The organism is Stenotrophomonas sp. 57 (assembly GCF_030291075.1).
GTDB lineage: Bacteria > Pseudomonadota > Gammaproteobacteria > Xanthomonadales > Xanthomonadaceae > Stenotrophomonas.
In genome coordinates this window covers 1,140,864-1,154,738 of sequence record NZ_CP127407.1, presented here as the reverse complement: position 1 = coordinate 1,154,738, position 13,875 = coordinate 1,140,864, and the positions used below count along the sequence as shown (strand labels likewise).

Here is a 13,875-nt window from a genome sequence, read left to right as displayed (position 1 = left end):
ACTGAGCATGGAAACCCTCGACTATCGATTCGACGGCCGTACCCCCGTGCGGTTCCCGCGCGATGCGGTGCTGGTGGGCGTGCTCGCCTCGGGCAACCTGGAAATCCTGCTGGAACCCGCCGCACTGGACGGCGCAATGACGGTGCGCATCATCACCGCCGCGCAGGGCTTCGGCACCATCTGGCAGGCGGTCATCGCCGATTTCGCCCAGCGCCATCCCCTGCGCGACGTGCGCGTCTCGATCAACGACGCCGGTGCGACCCCGGCCGTGGTCAGCCTGCGCCTGGACCAGGCCGCGGAAACCCTGCTGGCCGGAGGCACGCCATGAGCCACGTGCAACGCCACAGCTATTACGAAGCCGATGCACGCGAACGCATCGCCGGCCTGGTCGACGCCGGTTCATTCCGCGAATTCCTCGGCCCCGCACGGCGCATCATGAGCCCGCACCTGGCCCAGCTTGATCAGCCAGCCGCCTTCGACGATGGCATCGTCGTCGGTGAAGCGACGCTGCAGGGCAGGCGCGTGCTGCTGGCCGCGCAGCAGGGTGGATTCATGGGCGGTGGCGTCGGCGAAGTGCACGGCGCCAAGCTGACCGGCCTCCTGCGCCGCGCGGCGGAAACGCAGCCTGATGGCGTGCTCCTGCTGCTGGATACCGGCGGCGTGCGACTGCACGAAGCCAATGCCGGTCTGATCGCTATTTCCGAAATCATGCGCGCCACGCTGGGCGCACGCTCCGCCGGCGTTCCAGTCGTGGCGCTGATCGGCAGCGGCAATGGCGCGTTCGGCGGCATGGGCATCGTCGCCCGCTGCTGCACCACCGTCATCATGTCCGAGGAAGGCCGGCTGTCGCTGTCCGGGCCGGAAGTGATCGAGACCGTGCGCGGCGTGGAAGAGTTCGATTCGCGCGACCGCGCACTGGTCTGGCGCGTCACCGGCGGCAAGCACCGCTATCTGATCGACCAGGCGCAGGTGCTGGTGCCCGATTCGATCGAAGCCTTCGCCCGCGCCGCCGCCAATGCATTGCAGGTCGACGCCGCCAGCCGCGATACCGACACCGCCTTGAGCGCCCTGCAGGCCCGTCACGCCGCGCTGAAGGCACGCGTGCAGGCCTGGGGCGACTGCCGCGATGGACTGGAGATCTGGGCCCGCCAAGGCATTGCCGAGCCCGAACGCCTGCCGCTGCTGGACACCGACGCCTTCCTCGCCGCCACCGCCGACCGGAGCCTGCCATGAGCGCCCCGCTGCAGACCCTGCTCGACGCCCTGTTCCCGCGCGGCCACCGCATCGACATCCACGATTCGGTGCTGACCGGTACGGCCACTACCGAAGATGGCGAAGTGACGGTGATCGGCACCACCGACCGCATCGAGGTCGGCGTCGACCACGCGCTGGCGCTGGCCGAAACCGTGCTGGCCAGTACCGCCGCACACCCGCAGCGACCGATCGTGATGCTGGCCGACACCGCCGGCCAGCGCCTGGCCCGCCGCGATGAACTGCTGGGCATCAACGGTTACTTCGCCCACCTCGCGCAGACGATCGACCTGGCCCGCCGTCGTGGCGCGCGCCTGGTCACCTTGGTCTACGGCGAATCGGTGAGCGGCGGCTTCCTGTCTTTCGGCCTGATGGCCGACCACATCCATGCCCTGCCCGATGCACAGGTGCGGGTGATGGACCTGCGCGCGATGGCGCGGGTCACCAAGCAACCGCTGGACAAGCTGCAGGCGCTCAGCCAGAGCTCACCGGTGTTCGCTCCGGGCGTGGCCAACTACGTATCGATGGGCGCGGTCGAATCGCTGTGGGACGGCGACCTTGCCCAGCACCTGCTGCAGGCGCTGCGTACGCCCAGCGACGGCGACCTGCGTGCCGCACGCGGCGCCGAACGTGGTGGCCGTGCGTTGGCGGCCGATGTCTGCATTGCGGTGGCCCGCGGCGATGCCTGACCGGCCCGCCCGCCACACGCTGGTCTGGCTGTCGGCGCTTGCCGACTGGCGGGCCGACGTGGCCGCGCAGGAACCGCGCCTGGCGACGTGGTTCGCGCAGGGGCTGCCCGCGATGGTGGCGCGGCGTGCCGTGGATGATCCCGACCCGCGCCTGCGCCTGGGCGTGCCGCTGCCGCCGAGCGAAGGCAAGCAGCGGCTGGGGCTGCGCGTGCCGCTGCATGACGTGCTGCGCCAGCAGCCACCGCCGACGCTGGAAACCATCCTCACCACCGGCGTTGCCAACGACTGGCAGGCCGCGCTGCACGCACTGGCGCGCCTTGCGCCTGCCCGTGTGTTCGGTGCCTTCGCCTGGCAGCACCTGAGTGGCCTGCCCTATGTGCATGCCGCATCGGACATCGACCTGCTGTGGCAGGTGGACGCCACGGCACAGGCCGATGCACTGGTGGCGCGACTGCAGCAGTGGGAAGCCGAGCACGGCCGTCGGGTGGATGGCGAACTGTGCCTGGCCGACGGCGGCGCGGTGAACTGGCGCGAATACGCCGGTGGCAGCCGCCAGGTACTGGTCAAGCGCCTGGAAGGTGCCGCGCTCGAAGCCCGCGAACGGCTGTTGGTGGCCACCGGAGTGGCCGCATGAACGCACTCGCCTATGCCACCCGCCCCATCGCGCGCCGCGTCGACAGCGCGCGCTTGGGCCGCCTGGCCATCGCCAGCCTGCATGCCGAACTGGCCTGCGCGCCCAAGCCGGGCCTGGTCACGCCGTTCGATACCGGCAGCCATGACGACATGGATGCCGGTACGTTCCTGCGCAGCCTGTTCGCGCTGCGCCACTACTTCATCGCGATTGCCGACGCCGGCGCTGCTGATGCGCCTTTCGCCACCCTGCGCGCGCACGGCATCGCCGCCGAGCACGCGATGCTGCGCGCCACCGGCGGCATCAATACCCATCGCGGTGCCATCTTCAGCCTGGGCCTGCTGGTGGCCGCTGCCGCACGCTGCCGCCGCCAGCAGGGCCACCCCGCGCCCGCCGCGCAGATCTGCCTGGCCGTGCAGCACTGGGCCGATGCGTTCGCCGCGGCGCCGCTGGATGCGAACAGCCCCGGCCAGCGGGCGCGCGCGCGCCATGGTGTGCCGGGCGTGCGCGAACAGGCCGCCGCCGGTTACCCCGTGCTGCGCGACCTGGCCGTACCGACCCTGCGCCATGCCCTGCACAACGGCCTGCCGCGTGGTGCGGCGCTGTGCCAGACCCTGATGCAGTTGGTCGCGCAGGTGGACGATCTCAACCTGCTGCACCGTGGCGGCGCCGACGGCTTGACCTGGGCGCAGCAGCAGGCGCGCCGCTTCATCGAGGCGGGCGGTGCCTTCGCACCCGGCTGGGAAACTCGCCTGCACGGCATCGGTGAGGGCTTCGTCGCGCGCCGCCTGAGCCCAGGGGGCAGCGCCGACCTGCTGGCCTGCAGCTGGTTCCTGCTGCAGCAGGAGGGCGCATGAGCCTTGCCCTGCTCTGCCCCGGACAAGGTGCGCAGCACGCGGCGATGTTCGACCGCGTGCGCGAGCTGCCCGCGGCCCGCGACGTGCTGACGTCAGCCAGCGCTGTGCTCGGCCGTGATGTGTTCGCGGCCGCCGCCGACGAAGCACGCTTCGACAACGCACTGGCGCAACCGCTGCTGTGTGCCGCAACGCTGGCGCACTGGCACGGCCTGCGCGAGGCGCTGCCGGCACCGCTGCTGGTGGCCGGCTACAGCATCGGTGAACTGGCCGCGCATGCGGTGGCCGGCAGCGTTGATGCAAGCACCTGCCTGGCCCTGGCCGCGCAGCGCGCGCGTCTGATGGATGCCGCCAGCCCCACCGATGCAGGCATGCAGGCCGTGCTGGGGCTGGAGCGCCAGACGCTGCAGCCGCTGTGTGATGCGCACGGCGCGCATGTGGCCATCGCCAACGGTCGCGATCACTTCATCGTCGGCGGCACGCCGGCGTCCCTGCAGGCCCTGGCCGATGCCGCGCGCGCGCAGGCTGCTGAGATCCGCCCGCTGCCGGTGCACGTCCCCGCGCATACGCCGCTGCTGCACGCTGCCGTCGCACCGTTCGCCGCCGCACTCGATGACTCGCCGCTGCAGGCCCCGCGCCTGCCGTTGCTGGCCGGCATTGATGCGCGCCCGGTGCGGGACCGCGCGGCAGCGGTGCACACGCTGTCGGCGCAGCTGGCACAGACCATTGAATGGGCGCAGGTGATGCGCCAGGCCTTCGAGCGCGGCGCGCGGGTATTCCTGCAGCTGGGCCCGGGCAATGCACTGGCGCGCATGGTCGCGCCGTCCTACCCGTGCTGCGAGGTGCGCGCGGTGGAAGAGTTCCAGAGCCTGGACGGCGCGGCGGCATGGGTCCGCAGCGCGCTGGAGCGGCTGCAGTAACGGGTTCGAGCAGTACGTATCACGCATCACGTAGTACGACGCCTTACCCCGGGATGGCGGGTCTCCATCCGAGCTGTACCCGAGTCACGTGTCTGGGAGGGCGCATGAGTCCACAAATCGCAACGATCATCGGTCTGGTGATCATGTTCATCGTCGCTACCGCGATGCCCATCAACATGGGTGCGGTGGCTTTCGCCCTCGCCTTCATCATCGGCGGGATCTTCGTCGACATGGGTGGCAAGGACGTGCTCGCCGGCTTCCCCGGTGACCTGTTCCTGACCCTGGTCGGCATCACCTACCTGTTCGCCATCGCACAGAAGAACGGCACCATCGACCTGCTGGTGCACTGGGCGGTGAAAGCCGTGCGTGGCCACATCGTGGCCATTCCGTGGGTGATGTTCGTCATCACCGCCGTGCTGACCGCGTTCGGCGCGCTGGGCCCGGCCGCGGTGGCGATCATCGGCCCGGTCGCGCTGCGCTTTGCCAAGCAGTACACCATCAACCCGCTGATGATGGGCCTGCTGGTGATCCATGGTGCGCAGGCCGGTGGTTTCTCGCCGATCAGCGTGTACGGCAGCATCACCAATGGCGTCGTGCAGAAGGCCGGCCTGGAAGTGACCGAAATGGCGGTGTTCCTGACCAGCCTCGGCTTCAACTTCATGATGGCGATCATCTGCTTCCTGGCCTTCGGTGGCATCGCGCTGATGCGTCGCGGTTCGATCACCGCCACCGGTGGCGTGGGCAACGCCGAGCTCGCCATGGCCGGCGGCCCGCAGGCGTCATCGCAGCAGTTCGCCATCGAAGGCCACGGTGCGCTGGTCGCCGCCGGTGGTGGCACGCTGTCCAATGACCCGGCCGCGCTGGATGCGGTGGGCTTCACCCGCGAGCGTCTGTTCACCCTGATCGGCCTGCTCGGCCTGGGCGTGGCCGCGCTGATCTACAACCTCAATGTCGGCCTGGTGTCGATCACCGTGGCGGTGGCGCTGGCCCTGCTGTCGCCGCAGAGCCAGAAGGGTGCGGTCGATGGCATCAGCTGGTCCACCGTGCTGCTGATCTGCGGTGTGGTGACCTACATCGGCGTGCTCGAACATGCCGGTGCGGTGGACTTCATCGGCCATGGTGTTTCCAGCATCGGCATCCCGCTGTTGGGCGCTCTGCTGGTCTGCTACGTGGGCGGCATCGTGTCCGCATTCGCCTCCTCGGCGGCCGTGCTGGGCGCGACCATTCCGCTGGCGGTGCCTTTCCTGCTGCAGGGCCACCTGGGTGCGGCCGGCGTGATCTGCGCGCTGGCGGTGTCGTCCACCATCGTCGACGTCAGCCCGTTCTCGACCAACGGCGCGCTGGTGGTGGCCTCGGCCGCGAAGGAAGAGCGCGAGACGCTGTTCCGCCGCTTCCTGGTGTACAGCGGCCTGGTGGTGGCGTTCGGCCCGCTGCTGGCCTGGCTGGTTTTCGTGGTACCGGGCTGGATGTGAGTGCGAGGGGCGCTGGACGATTCCGGCGCGTTTCAAGCCACGGGGCGGGATCGGCTGGGGAGGCGACTGGGTAGAGTCGACCATTGGTCGACTATCGCGCGCAGCGCGGGATCTTCGGCATCCATGCGAAGCGCAGTCGACCGTTGGTCGACTCTACCAAGCCGTGTTTCCGCACCGCGTTACAGGTTCCACGCAGGGAGGCAGTACACTTTCCACCATGGCCATTGCTCCCGCCCCGCGTTCGCCGAAGAAGCGCGCACCTCTGTACGAAGAGGTGGCCGAGCATGTGCGCGAGCGCATCTACGATTACCGGCTGCCGCCGGGCGAATGGATCGACGAACCCGCGCTGTGCGAGGAACTCGGCATCAGCCGTACGCCGCTGCGCGAGGCGGTGAAGCTGCTGGCCGCCGAAGGGCTGGTGCAGATCGATGCCGGCCGCGGTGCGCGAGTCACCCGGCTCACCCTGGAAGACCTCAACCAGCTGTTCCCGGTGATGGCGATGCTGGAAGGGCGCTGCGCGCATGAGGCGGTCAAGCACATCGACGATGCCGGCGTGCAGCAGTTGGAAAACCTGCATGCGGCGATGGAAGCGGCTGCCGCCAACGGCAACATTGCCGAGTACTACCGCAACAACTACCTCATCCACGAGACCGTGCAGCACTACGCCGGCAACCCGTGGCTGATCCGTATCACCCACGACCTGCACCGCATCCTGAAGATGCATCGCGGCCGCCAGCTGCTCGCACCGGGCCGCACCGCGCAGTCGCTGGCCGAGCATCGCGAGCTGATGGACTGCTTCCGCCGCCGTGACGCGCAGGCGGCAGAGCGCACGATGGAACGGCACCTGCTGAGCCAGGGCCAGGCGCTGGCCGCGTACGTGGCCGATGGTGGGTTGTTGAACGTGCCCGCACCGCTGCCGACCGAAGGCGGCGGCTGAGCTGGCTGTTGCCTCGCCGGGCATGGCCCGGCGCTGCCGATGGCTGCGGATCGCTATCTGCGCCTCAATCGCCGCAGCTGCCACCATCGCCGCCGCCGCTGTCGCTGCTGCAGTCCGATCCGCCATGGCTGTGGCTGCCGTGGCTGTCACTGGCATACCCGCCCGAGAAATCGTGGCTGCCCGCGAAGCTGCCATCACCGCGGCTGACCGGGCCATCGGCGGTGGCGATCGCCATGCACAGGATCGCCCCAACCAGCGGCAGCAGCCAGACAAGCAGCAGCTGCACCATCCGCCCTCCCACCGACACGTGGTCGCGCTGCAACACCACATACGTGGCAACCAGGTTCAGGCCCAGCACCAGGGCGATGAGGGCCAGAGTCACCACCAGCATGGCATGCCTCCGCAGCAGCGAACCGGCGCGGTCATGGCGCCACCATCAATGACTGGATCTGCGCGCGCTCATTCAGTGGCCGCTGGAAACCCGTCGGATAGACCGGTGCATGGCGCTCGCCCTTGAGCAGGAACAGGCTTTCGCTGCCCAGCGTGGCCTCGCGGATATGGCCCAAGGTGTAATGCCACATCGTCCACAGCGGCACCCGGATCGTCGCCGGCACCTTGCCCTCACGCGGCCGCAGCACTTCCTGCACCTGCAGCACCAGGCGGATTTCGTTGTCCAGGCCTGGCCCGGTGCGCGATCCAGGATCGGTCAGCCGCCGTCCCTTGCCATCGACCATCTCCACGTCGACCACCTTGGCGCGGACGATCTGGCCGGCTTCCGCCACCATTTCCTCCAGCGGCTTCGGCACCACCGAGGTGCCCAATGCCGGCGCGACGGCGCCCAGGCACAACAGGCCGGCCAGCAGGATCGCGGGGGTCTTCATGGCGGTTCTCCTTCCGTGGATACCCCCTGACGATAGCACCGCCGCCCCGGTTCGCCCTGCCTGTCATGAAGATGGGACAATGTAGGGCGCGCCGGCCTGTCTCCGGGCCGCCGGCGCCCCCCGCACCACACGGAAGAAGAAGAACAACAACATGCTGAAAGTCATTTTCGATACCGACCCGGGCGTCGACGACGCCCTGGCCCTGCTGTACCTGCACAAGCACCCGCAGATCGACCTGATCGGCGTCACCACCACCTTCGGCAATGCCTCGGTGGAGTCCACCACGCACAATGCGCTGTACCTGAAGCAGGCCTGGGGCTTTGCCGCCCCGGTCGCGCGCGGCGCCGCTGGCCCGCTGCAGCCGGAAGCCACCCCGGAAGCCTGGCCGGTGCACATCCATGGCCACAACGGCCTGGGCAACCACCCGGTGCCGGCTGCGCTGGACGTGGCTGCCGATGCGCGCCCGGCCCACCAGCTGATCATCGACCTGGTCCGCGCCCACCCGGGTGAAGTGACCCTGGTCGCGGTCGGCCGCATGACCAACCTGGCCCTGGCCCTGCAGCAGGCGCCGGACATCGCCGGCCTTGTGCGCGGCGTGGTGCTCATGGGCGGCGCCTTCCACGTCAACGGCAACATCACCCCGGCCGCAGAGGCCAACATCTGGGGCGATGCCGAAGCAGCCGATGTGGTGTTCACCACCGATTGGCCGGTCACCGCGATCGGCCTGGACGTGACCACCCGCGTGGAAATGGACCGCGACGGCCTGGACAAGCTGGCCGCCCTCGGCGGCGCCGACGCCGAGCTGGTCCGTGCGCTGTCGCAGGACTACGTGGACTTCTACCTGCAGGCCGGCCACAAGGGCATGGTCGTGCACGACTGCTGCGCCTGCATCGCGCTGACCCGTCCGGAGCTGTTCCAGTTCGAACGTGCCAGCGTGCGCGTGGCCACCGACGGCGTTGCCCGTGGCATGACCATTCCGAAGCCGGAAGGCATGGGCTTCGGCCCCAGCGTGTGGGATGGCCACGTGCTGCAGTCCGTCGCCATCGGCGTGGATGCGGCCGCGGTACTGGCCGACATCGAGCAGACCCTGAAGGTCTGATCGCCTAGCGCTTGCCCCTGCCCGGGGTCGTCTCGGGCAGGGTCCACAGCACCGGCAGCACCAGCACCGCCACCAGCGCGATCATCGCGCCCGGCGCCGCTGCCCAGCCGCTGCGCTCCACCCACCACTGCGCCAGCCACGGTGTCGCGCCGCCGAACACCGCCGTGGCCATGGTCACCCCCAATGCCAGCCCGCTTACCCGGCCCTCGCCCGGGAACTGCTCGGCCGTGGCCGGGGCCGCGACCGCGCTCACGCCACCGGCCACGCAGGCCAGCAGCACCGCGGCCAGCGCGATGCCCCACACCGAAGCCTGCGCCATCCACGCGAACAGCGACAGCGGCAGCAGCGCCGCCAGCACGGTCAATCCCAGCAGCATCGGCCGGCGCCCCACGCGGTCGGACAACGCACCGCACAGCGGGGTGATCGCAATCACCGCCACTGCCGCAATCGTCGACAGCCACAACGCGTCGCCTTCGTCGTGGCCCTGCGCATGCAGGAATGCCGGCACGTAAGTGATGCCCACGTAGTAGGTGATCGAACCCAGCGCCGAGATCGCGAAGGTGCGCACCACTGCTGCCGGATGATTGCGCAGCACATGCCGAAGCGGCGTGGCGGGAATGCTGCCCTCGCGCCGCTGGCGCTCGAACTCGGGCGATTCGTGCATGCCCGAGCGCGCGACCAGGATCACCAGCGCCAGCGCGGCACCGACGAAGAACGGAATGCGCCAGCCCCAGCTGTCCAGCTGCGCGGTGGGCAGCAGCGCGACCGTAAGCGCGGAAATCGCCACCGCCAGCAGCGCGCCCACTTCACTGGCGGCCGACGCCAGCGAGGTCACCAGGCCTCGTCGCCGCACGGGTGCGCTTTCCAGCAGGTAGGCCACCACGCCGGTGTATTCGCCGCCCACCGAAAACGCCATCACGCAGCGCAATACCAGCAGCAGCACGCCAGCGGTGGTGCCTGCGGTGGCGGCGGTCGGCAGCAGCGCGGTGGCCAGCATCGCCGCGGCCATCAACGCCATCGACGCCAGCAGCATCCAGCGCCGGCCGAGCCGATCGCCGAGATGGCCGAAGCACAGCGCGCCCAGCGGGCGCATCAGGTAGGACACCGCAAAGCCGGCCAGTGTCGCCAGCAGCGCCTGCTCGCCACCGCCGAAGAACACCCGCGACAGCACCGTGGCGAAGTACAGGTACAGGGTGAAGTCGTACCACTCCACTACCGTGGACAGGCCGGCCACCCACATCGAGCGCTGCCGCGCCACCGTCATTGCGTATTCGCCTTCAACAGCCTCGTTCCCGTGGGTGCAGGTTCCGGGCAGGGTGTCACGGTCGGGGTGAAGTACTGGTCATCGGCCATCCATCTGCTGCATGTACTGCGTCCCGTGCCCGGTGAAGCGCTCACCGTCAAAGCCAAAGCAGAACCGTCCTTCCTCGAACACACGGTAGACCAGCAGCGCGCCATCCAGGCAGAACTGCTGCTGGTCAACGCCCGTTTCCAGGGTTCCGTAGCGGCTGGTGTCTCCGCCCTTCTCCGCTGGCCCGGTGAACGCATCCACCGGCAATGGCGTGGCTCGACCCGTGCGGGTGTCGACCAGCACCACCGAGCGCTGGAAGAACTCGGGGCGATCATCGACCTGCACCAGCAGGTAGTGCTGGTTGAAGTTGGGCTTCTCGTTGCTGAGGGCTTCCTCGACGCGCGCCACGTGCTGCGCATCGCAGAAATCGACCGGGCTGTAGCGATAGCTGCATCCGTCGTGGTCGTAGGGCAGGTTCATCCCTGAATAGCTCACGCCTGCCTGGTTGCCCAGGTCGTCTCCCGGCTCCGGTGTGCTGCACAGCAGCCACGAGCGCTGCGCATCCTCGGGATCGGCCATCAGCTTCGGCTCGCGGCCCGCTTCGTAAGCCGCACCACCCGGGAACTCCTCCCCGAAGCGCTGGCGGACGATGGGACGTGCCTTCTCCAGCGGCAGGCCGATCTTCGCCCCACGGAACGAAACGAACGTCATCGTCGGAAGGATCACCTCCTCCACCGGCAATCCTTTCCATTGCCCCCGCACGCAGAACGTGGCGATCTCGTTTTCCTCATCCACCCTGCAGGGTTTCGGCGCGTTCACGGCCAGCCAGGGATGGGCCGGGCGATCGGTCTGAAGGTCGATGTACCAGCCGTCCAGCGCACAGGTCGGCAGCGCATCCAACAGCGGAGAGAGGTCGGCGCTGGCGGTCGGCATCAGCGCCGGTGGGACCGCAGGCGTGTGCTCGGCCGGTATATCCGGCGAGCGCTGGCAGGCCAGCAGCAACCCTGCACTGATCAGCAGCGCGATACGGCGTGCGTGCCCGATTGAAGGCTGGCGTCCCTGCATTGCGTAGTGCTCCCTGGTTTCAACACTCGCTGCAGATGATCGCTGATCCTGGTGCCATGCAGGAACGTCGCAGATCCCACATCCGGGTCAGAGCCCTTTGCTCCCGCAAAGGGATCCGACCCCGCCAGTTACCCCGGCAGCTGCAATTCGGCCCGCAGGCCACCGCCCTCCCGGTTGTGCAGCCGCAGCGAGCCGCCCAGCGACTGCGCCAGCTGCACGGCGATGGCCAGGCCCAGCCCGGTGCCGCCGGTATCGCGGTTGCGTGAGCTTTCCAGCCGATGGAACGGTGCCAGCACGGCCTGCAGCTGGTCCTCCGGAATGCCGGGGCCGCGGTCGGACACGCTGATCCACGGCCGGCCTGCTGCATCGCGCCCCGCCTCGATCTCGGCACTACCGGCGTAGCGCAACGCGTTGTCGACCAGGTTGCCGACCACCCGCCGCAGCGGCTGCGGCCAGGTCTGCACGGTCAGGCCTGTGGGCGCGCCACCACTGACCGCCTTGCCCATGTCTTCATAGTCGCCCACCACGCTGGCGAGGAACGCGCCAAGATCCATCGCCACCGGCGCGCCACTGGCCACGTGGCTGCTGCGCGCATAGGCCACGCCTTCGCGCACCAGTTGCCCCAGGTGGTCCAGGTCATCCAGCAGGCGCTGCTGGGTGGCATCTTCGGGCAGGGTTTCCACGCGCAGCTTCATGCGCGTGATCGGCGTCTGCAGATCGTGCGAGATGGCCGCCAGAATCTGCAGCCGCTCGCTGACATGGCCACGGATGCGCGCCTGCAGTGCATTGAGCGCGGCTGCGGCCGTGCCCACTTCGGCGGGGCCGTCTTCGGGCAGCATCGGTGCGTCCTTGCCGGGCTGCAGTTGCTCGACGGCGTGCGAGAGCTGCCGCAGCGGGCGCAATGCCAGCCGCACCGCCAGCCACGCGCATACCAGCAGCAGGGCCAGCTGCGCCAGCAGCACGGCCGGCAGCCAGCGCGCCAGCGGCAGGCCCGACGGTGTTACTTCGATGGTCAACGGTGAACCGTCGTGCAGGCGCAGCTCCACTTCGAAACGTTCCGGCAGGCGTGCCACCTGCCGCGCCTGCAGCGGATAGCGGCGTTCCAGGCTGTCATCGATGATGGCGGTGACCTGGCGCGCACGATCGGTTTCCAATGCCGGGCCGGCCTCTGCCGGGCGCAACAGGTAGCGGTACGTACGCCGCTCCAACCGCGGCACCCAGGCCTGGCGCTGGTCGGCCGACAGGTGTTCCAGCAGGGCCACGCTCACTGCAACATCCTCGTCCAGGTTGCGCAGCATCATGCTGCGGGTGGACTGGTAGCGTTCGTAGAACAACAGACCGAAGGACAGTGCATGGGCCAGGATCAACCCGCCCAGCAGCACCAGCAGCAGGCGCGCCGACAGCGTGCGCGGCCACGGCAGGCGGCGCGCGCGGGCGTTCATTCCTCCGGCCCCAGCAGCTGCACCGGCACGCTGAACACGTAGCCTTCGTTGCGCACGGTCTTGATGTAGGTGGGCTCACGCGCGTCATCGCCCAGGCGCTGGCGCACGCGGCTGACCAGCAGATCGATGGAACGATCGAACAGTTCTGCATCACGGCCCTGGGTAAGGCTGAGCAGCTGGTCGCGGCTGAGCACGCGGTTGGCGTGGTCGAGAAACACGCGCAGCAGGCGGAATTCCGCACCGCTGAGCGGATAGGCGGTGTCCTGCGCATCCAGCAGATGGCGGGCAGTGGTATCCAGGCGCCAGTCGCCGAAGCCCAACTGGCGGCCGGCTTCGCTCACCTGCAGGTTCGGCGGCAGCATCTGCGTGCGTCGGATCACCGCATTGATGCGCGCCAGCAGTTCGCGTGAGGAGAACGGCTTGGTCACGTAGTCATCGGCGCCCATTTCAAGGCCGATGATGCGGTCGGTTTCATCGTCGCGGGCGGTCAGCAGCACCACCGGCACCGCGCGACGCTTGCCGGCACGCAGGTTGCGGCACAGGCTCAGCCCGTCCTCGCCGGGCATCATCACGTCCAGCACCACCAGGTCCACCGCGTGGGTATCCATCAGCGCGCGCATCGCACGGCCGCCATCGGCCTGGCTGACACGCAGGCCGTTGCGCTGCAGGTAGTCGGCCAGCATCTGGCGGATCTCGCTGTCATCGTCGACGACAAGGATGTGCGGTACGTGGTTCATTGCGTTCTCGATGAAGACGGAGGTCAAGGCCGCGCGGCGCGGCCATGGTAGCGCGGCTCAGGGGCTGGCCAGCAGGCGCTGGATCTCGCTTTCGGTACGTGCGTAGTCGCCTTCGCCGTAGTGGCGGTAGACCACCCTGCCCTGCCGGTCGACCAGGTAAAGCGCCGGCCAGAAGCGGTTGCCCCAGGCGTTCCAGATCCGGTACTGGTTGTCCTGCACCACCGGCCAGGTGATATCCAGCCGCGCGATGGCCTTGCGCACATTGCCAGGCAGGCCTTCGTAGGCGAACTCCGGTGTATGCACGCCGATCACCTGCAGGCCCTGCCGCGCGTAACGTGCATGCCACTGGTGCACATGCGGTGCCACGTTGAGGCAGTTGCTGCAGGCATAGGTCCAGAACTCGACCAGCACCACCTGCCCTCGCAGCTGGTTCAACGCGAGCGGTGGGCTGTTGTGCCAGGGCCCGCCGCCATCGAACCCGGCAGCAGGAGCGGCCTGCGCCGGATGCGCATCGGCCGCCGGGCTGGGCCAGGCCATCAGCAGCGCCGCCCCACCCAGCAGGCCCAGCAACAACGGCAGTGCATACACACGCAGCCCGGCCATCGT

General features: G+C 68.9%; 16 protein-coding genes. 9 read left to right on the top strand and 7 right to left on the bottom strand.

The window, feature by feature from the left end; genetic code table 11:
• Positions 1-7: 7 nt before the first annotated feature.
• The 8 genes from mdcC to QP512_RS05285 all read left to right on the top strand — a co-directional run bounded on the left by mdcC (position 8) and on the right by QP512_RS05285 (position 6,754).
• The gene (mdcC, locus tag QP512_RS05320; RefSeq protein ID WP_286071226.1) at positions 8-328 is read left to right on the top strand and encodes a malonate decarboxylase acyl carrier protein; all 321 of its coding nucleotides are present in this window, start codon (positions 8-10) and stop codon (positions 326-328) included.
• On the top strand, positions 325-1,233 hold the full coding sequence (locus tag QP512_RS05315; protein ID WP_286071225.1) for a biotin-independent malonate decarboxylase subunit beta: 909 nt from the start codon (positions 325-327) through the stop codon (positions 1,231-1,233). The genes mdcC and QP512_RS05315 overlap by 4 nt, the downstream gene beginning before the upstream one ends.
• Positions 1,230-1,940, top strand: a complete 711-nt coding sequence (gene mdcE / locus QP512_RS05310; protein ID WP_286071224.1) for a biotin-independent malonate decarboxylase subunit gamma — start codon at positions 1,230-1,232, stop codon at positions 1,938-1,940. Before QP512_RS05315 ends, mdcE begins: the two co-directional genes overlap by 4 nt.
• The gene (gene mdcG, locus QP512_RS05305; RefSeq protein ID WP_286071223.1) at positions 1,933-2,574 is read left to right on the top strand and encodes a malonate decarboxylase holo-[acyl-carrier-protein] synthase; all 642 of its coding nucleotides are present in this window, start codon (positions 1,933-1,935) and stop codon (positions 2,572-2,574) included. The genes mdcE and mdcG overlap by 8 nt, the downstream gene beginning before the upstream one ends.
• A complete protein-coding gene (gene mdcB / locus QP512_RS05300) occupies positions 2,571-3,428 on the top strand; it encodes a triphosphoribosyl-dephospho-CoA synthase MdcB (protein ID WP_286071222.1) in 858 nt (285 codons plus the stop codon). The genes mdcG and mdcB overlap by 4 nt, the downstream gene beginning before the upstream one ends.
• The gene (mdcH, locus tag QP512_RS05295) at positions 3,425-4,345 is read left to right on the top strand and encodes a malonate decarboxylase subunit epsilon (RefSeq protein WP_286071221.1); all 921 of its coding nucleotides are present in this window, start codon (positions 3,425-3,427) and stop codon (positions 4,343-4,345) included. The genes mdcB and mdcH overlap by 4 nt, the downstream gene beginning before the upstream one ends.
• A gap of 104 nt (positions 4,346-4,449) precedes the next feature.
• Positions 4,450-5,817 (top strand): SLC13 family permease, encoded by a 1,368-nt coding sequence (locus QP512_RS05290; protein WP_286071220.1) that lies wholly within the window; start codon positions 4,450-4,452, stop codon positions 5,815-5,817.
• A gap of 217 nt (positions 5,818-6,034) precedes the next feature.
• Entirely contained in the window at positions 6,035-6,754 is a 720-nt protein-coding gene (locus QP512_RS05285) for a GntR family transcriptional regulator (protein ID WP_286071219.1), read from the top strand.
• Between the two features lie 64 nt (positions 6,755-6,818).
• Here the strand turns inward: QP512_RS05285 and QP512_RS05280 are convergent, their stop codons facing one another.
• Both QP512_RS05280 and QP512_RS05275 read right to left on the bottom strand, forming a co-directional pair.
• Positions 6,819-7,145 carry a hypothetical protein gene (locus QP512_RS05280; RefSeq protein WP_286071218.1) on the bottom strand — a complete coding sequence of 109 codons (327 nt, stop codon included), beginning with the start codon at positions 7,143-7,145 and terminating at the stop codon, positions 6,819-6,821.
• Positions 7,146-7,176: 31 nt separating this feature from the next.
• The gene (locus QP512_RS05275; RefSeq protein ID WP_286071217.1) at positions 7,177-7,635 is read right to left on the bottom strand and encodes a hypothetical protein; all 459 of its coding nucleotides are present in this window, start codon (positions 7,633-7,635) and stop codon (positions 7,177-7,179) included.
• A gap of 151 nt (positions 7,636-7,786) precedes the next feature.
• Between QP512_RS05275 and QP512_RS05270 the strand changes: the two genes are divergently transcribed.
• Positions 7,787-8,734, top strand: a complete 948-nt coding sequence (locus QP512_RS05270; protein ID WP_286071216.1) for a nucleoside hydrolase — start codon at positions 7,787-7,789, stop codon at positions 8,732-8,734.
• Positions 8,735-8,738: 4 nt separating this feature from the next.
• Here QP512_RS05270 and QP512_RS05265 read toward each other — a convergent pair whose 3' ends face one another.
• The 5 genes from QP512_RS05265 to QP512_RS05245 all read right to left on the bottom strand — a co-directional run bounded on the left by QP512_RS05265 (position 8,739) and on the right by QP512_RS05245 (position 13,872).
• Positions 8,739-9,998, bottom strand: coding sequence for an MFS transporter (locus QP512_RS05265; protein WP_286071215.1), 1,260 nt, complete (start codon positions 9,996-9,998; stop codon positions 8,739-8,741).
• 78 nt (positions 9,999-10,076) lie between these two features.
• Entirely contained in the window at positions 10,077-11,090 is a 1,014-nt protein-coding gene (locus QP512_RS05260; protein WP_286071214.1) for a hypothetical protein, read from the bottom strand.
• A gap of 128 nt (positions 11,091-11,218) precedes the next feature.
• Positions 11,219-12,532 carry a HAMP domain-containing sensor histidine kinase gene (locus tag QP512_RS05255; protein ID WP_286071213.1) on the bottom strand — a complete coding sequence of 438 codons (1,314 nt, stop codon included), beginning with the start codon at positions 12,530-12,532 and terminating at the stop codon, positions 11,219-11,221.
• Positions 12,529-13,269, bottom strand: coding sequence for a response regulator transcription factor (locus QP512_RS05250; RefSeq protein ID WP_286071212.1), 741 nt, complete (start codon positions 13,267-13,269; stop codon positions 12,529-12,531). Before QP512_RS05250 ends, QP512_RS05255 begins: the two co-directional genes overlap by 4 nt.
• Positions 13,270-13,326: 57 nt before the next feature.
• Complete coding sequence (locus QP512_RS05245) at positions 13,327-13,872, bottom strand: redoxin family protein (RefSeq protein WP_286071211.1); 546 nt, start codon at positions 13,870-13,872, stop codon at positions 13,327-13,329.
• Between the last annotated feature and the right edge of the window lie 3 nt (positions 13,873-13,875).

Bases quoted from the DNA above. Each gene is read 5' to 3' on its own strand.
- QP512_RS05265 (WP_286071215.1), bottom strand. From the start codon at position 9,998: ATGACGGTGGCGCGGCAGCGCTCGATGTGGGTGGCCGGCCTGTCCACG.
- mdcH (WP_286071221.1), top strand. From the start codon at position 3,425: ATGAGCCTTGCCCTGCTCTGCCCCGGACAAGGTGCGCAGCACGCGGCG.
- mdcB (WP_286071222.1), top strand. From the start codon at position 2,571: ATGAACGCACTCGCCTATGCCACCCGCCCCATCGCGCGCCGCGTCGAC.
- mdcE (WP_286071224.1), top strand. From the start codon at position 1,230: ATGAGCGCCCCGCTGCAGACCCTGCTCGACGCCCTGTTCCCGCGCGGC.
- QP512_RS05280 (WP_286071218.1), bottom strand. From the start codon at position 7,145: ATGCTGGTGGTGACTCTGGCCCTCATCGCCCTGGTGCTGGGCCTGAAC.
- QP512_RS05285 (WP_286071219.1), top strand. From the start codon at position 6,035: ATGGCCATTGCTCCCGCCCCGCGTTCGCCGAAGAAGCGCGCACCTCTG.
- mdcC (WP_286071226.1), top strand. From the start codon at position 8: ATGGAAACCCTCGACTATCGATTCGACGGCCGTACCCCCGTGCGGTTC.
- QP512_RS05260 (WP_286071214.1), bottom strand. From the start codon at position 11,090: ATGCAGGGACGCCAGCCTTCAATCGGGCACGCACGCCGTATCGCGCTG.
- QP512_RS05290 (WP_286071220.1), top strand. From the start codon at position 4,450: ATGAGTCCACAAATCGCAACGATCATCGGTCTGGTGATCATGTTCATC.
- QP512_RS05250 (WP_286071212.1), bottom strand. From the start codon at position 13,269: ATGAACCACGTACCGCACATCCTTGTCGTCGACGATGACAGCGAGATC.
- QP512_RS05255 (WP_286071213.1), bottom strand. From the start codon at position 12,532: ATGAACGCCCGCGCGCGCCGCCTGCCGTGGCCGCGCACGCTGTCGGCG.
- mdcG (WP_286071223.1), top strand. From the start codon at position 1,933: ATGCCTGACCGGCCCGCCCGCCACACGCTGGTCTGGCTGTCGGCGCTT.
- QP512_RS05315 (WP_286071225.1), top strand. From the start codon at position 325: ATGAGCCACGTGCAACGCCACAGCTATTACGAAGCCGATGCACGCGAA.
- QP512_RS05245 (WP_286071211.1), bottom strand. From the start codon at position 13,872: ATGGCCGGGCTGCGTGTGTATGCACTGCCGTTGTTGCTGGGCCTGCTG.
- QP512_RS05270 (WP_286071216.1), top strand. From the start codon at position 7,787: ATGCTGAAAGTCATTTTCGATACCGACCCGGGCGTCGACGACGCCCTG.
- QP512_RS05275 (WP_286071217.1), bottom strand. From the start codon at position 7,635: ATGAAGACCCCCGCGATCCTGCTGGCCGGCCTGTTGTGCCTGGGCGCC.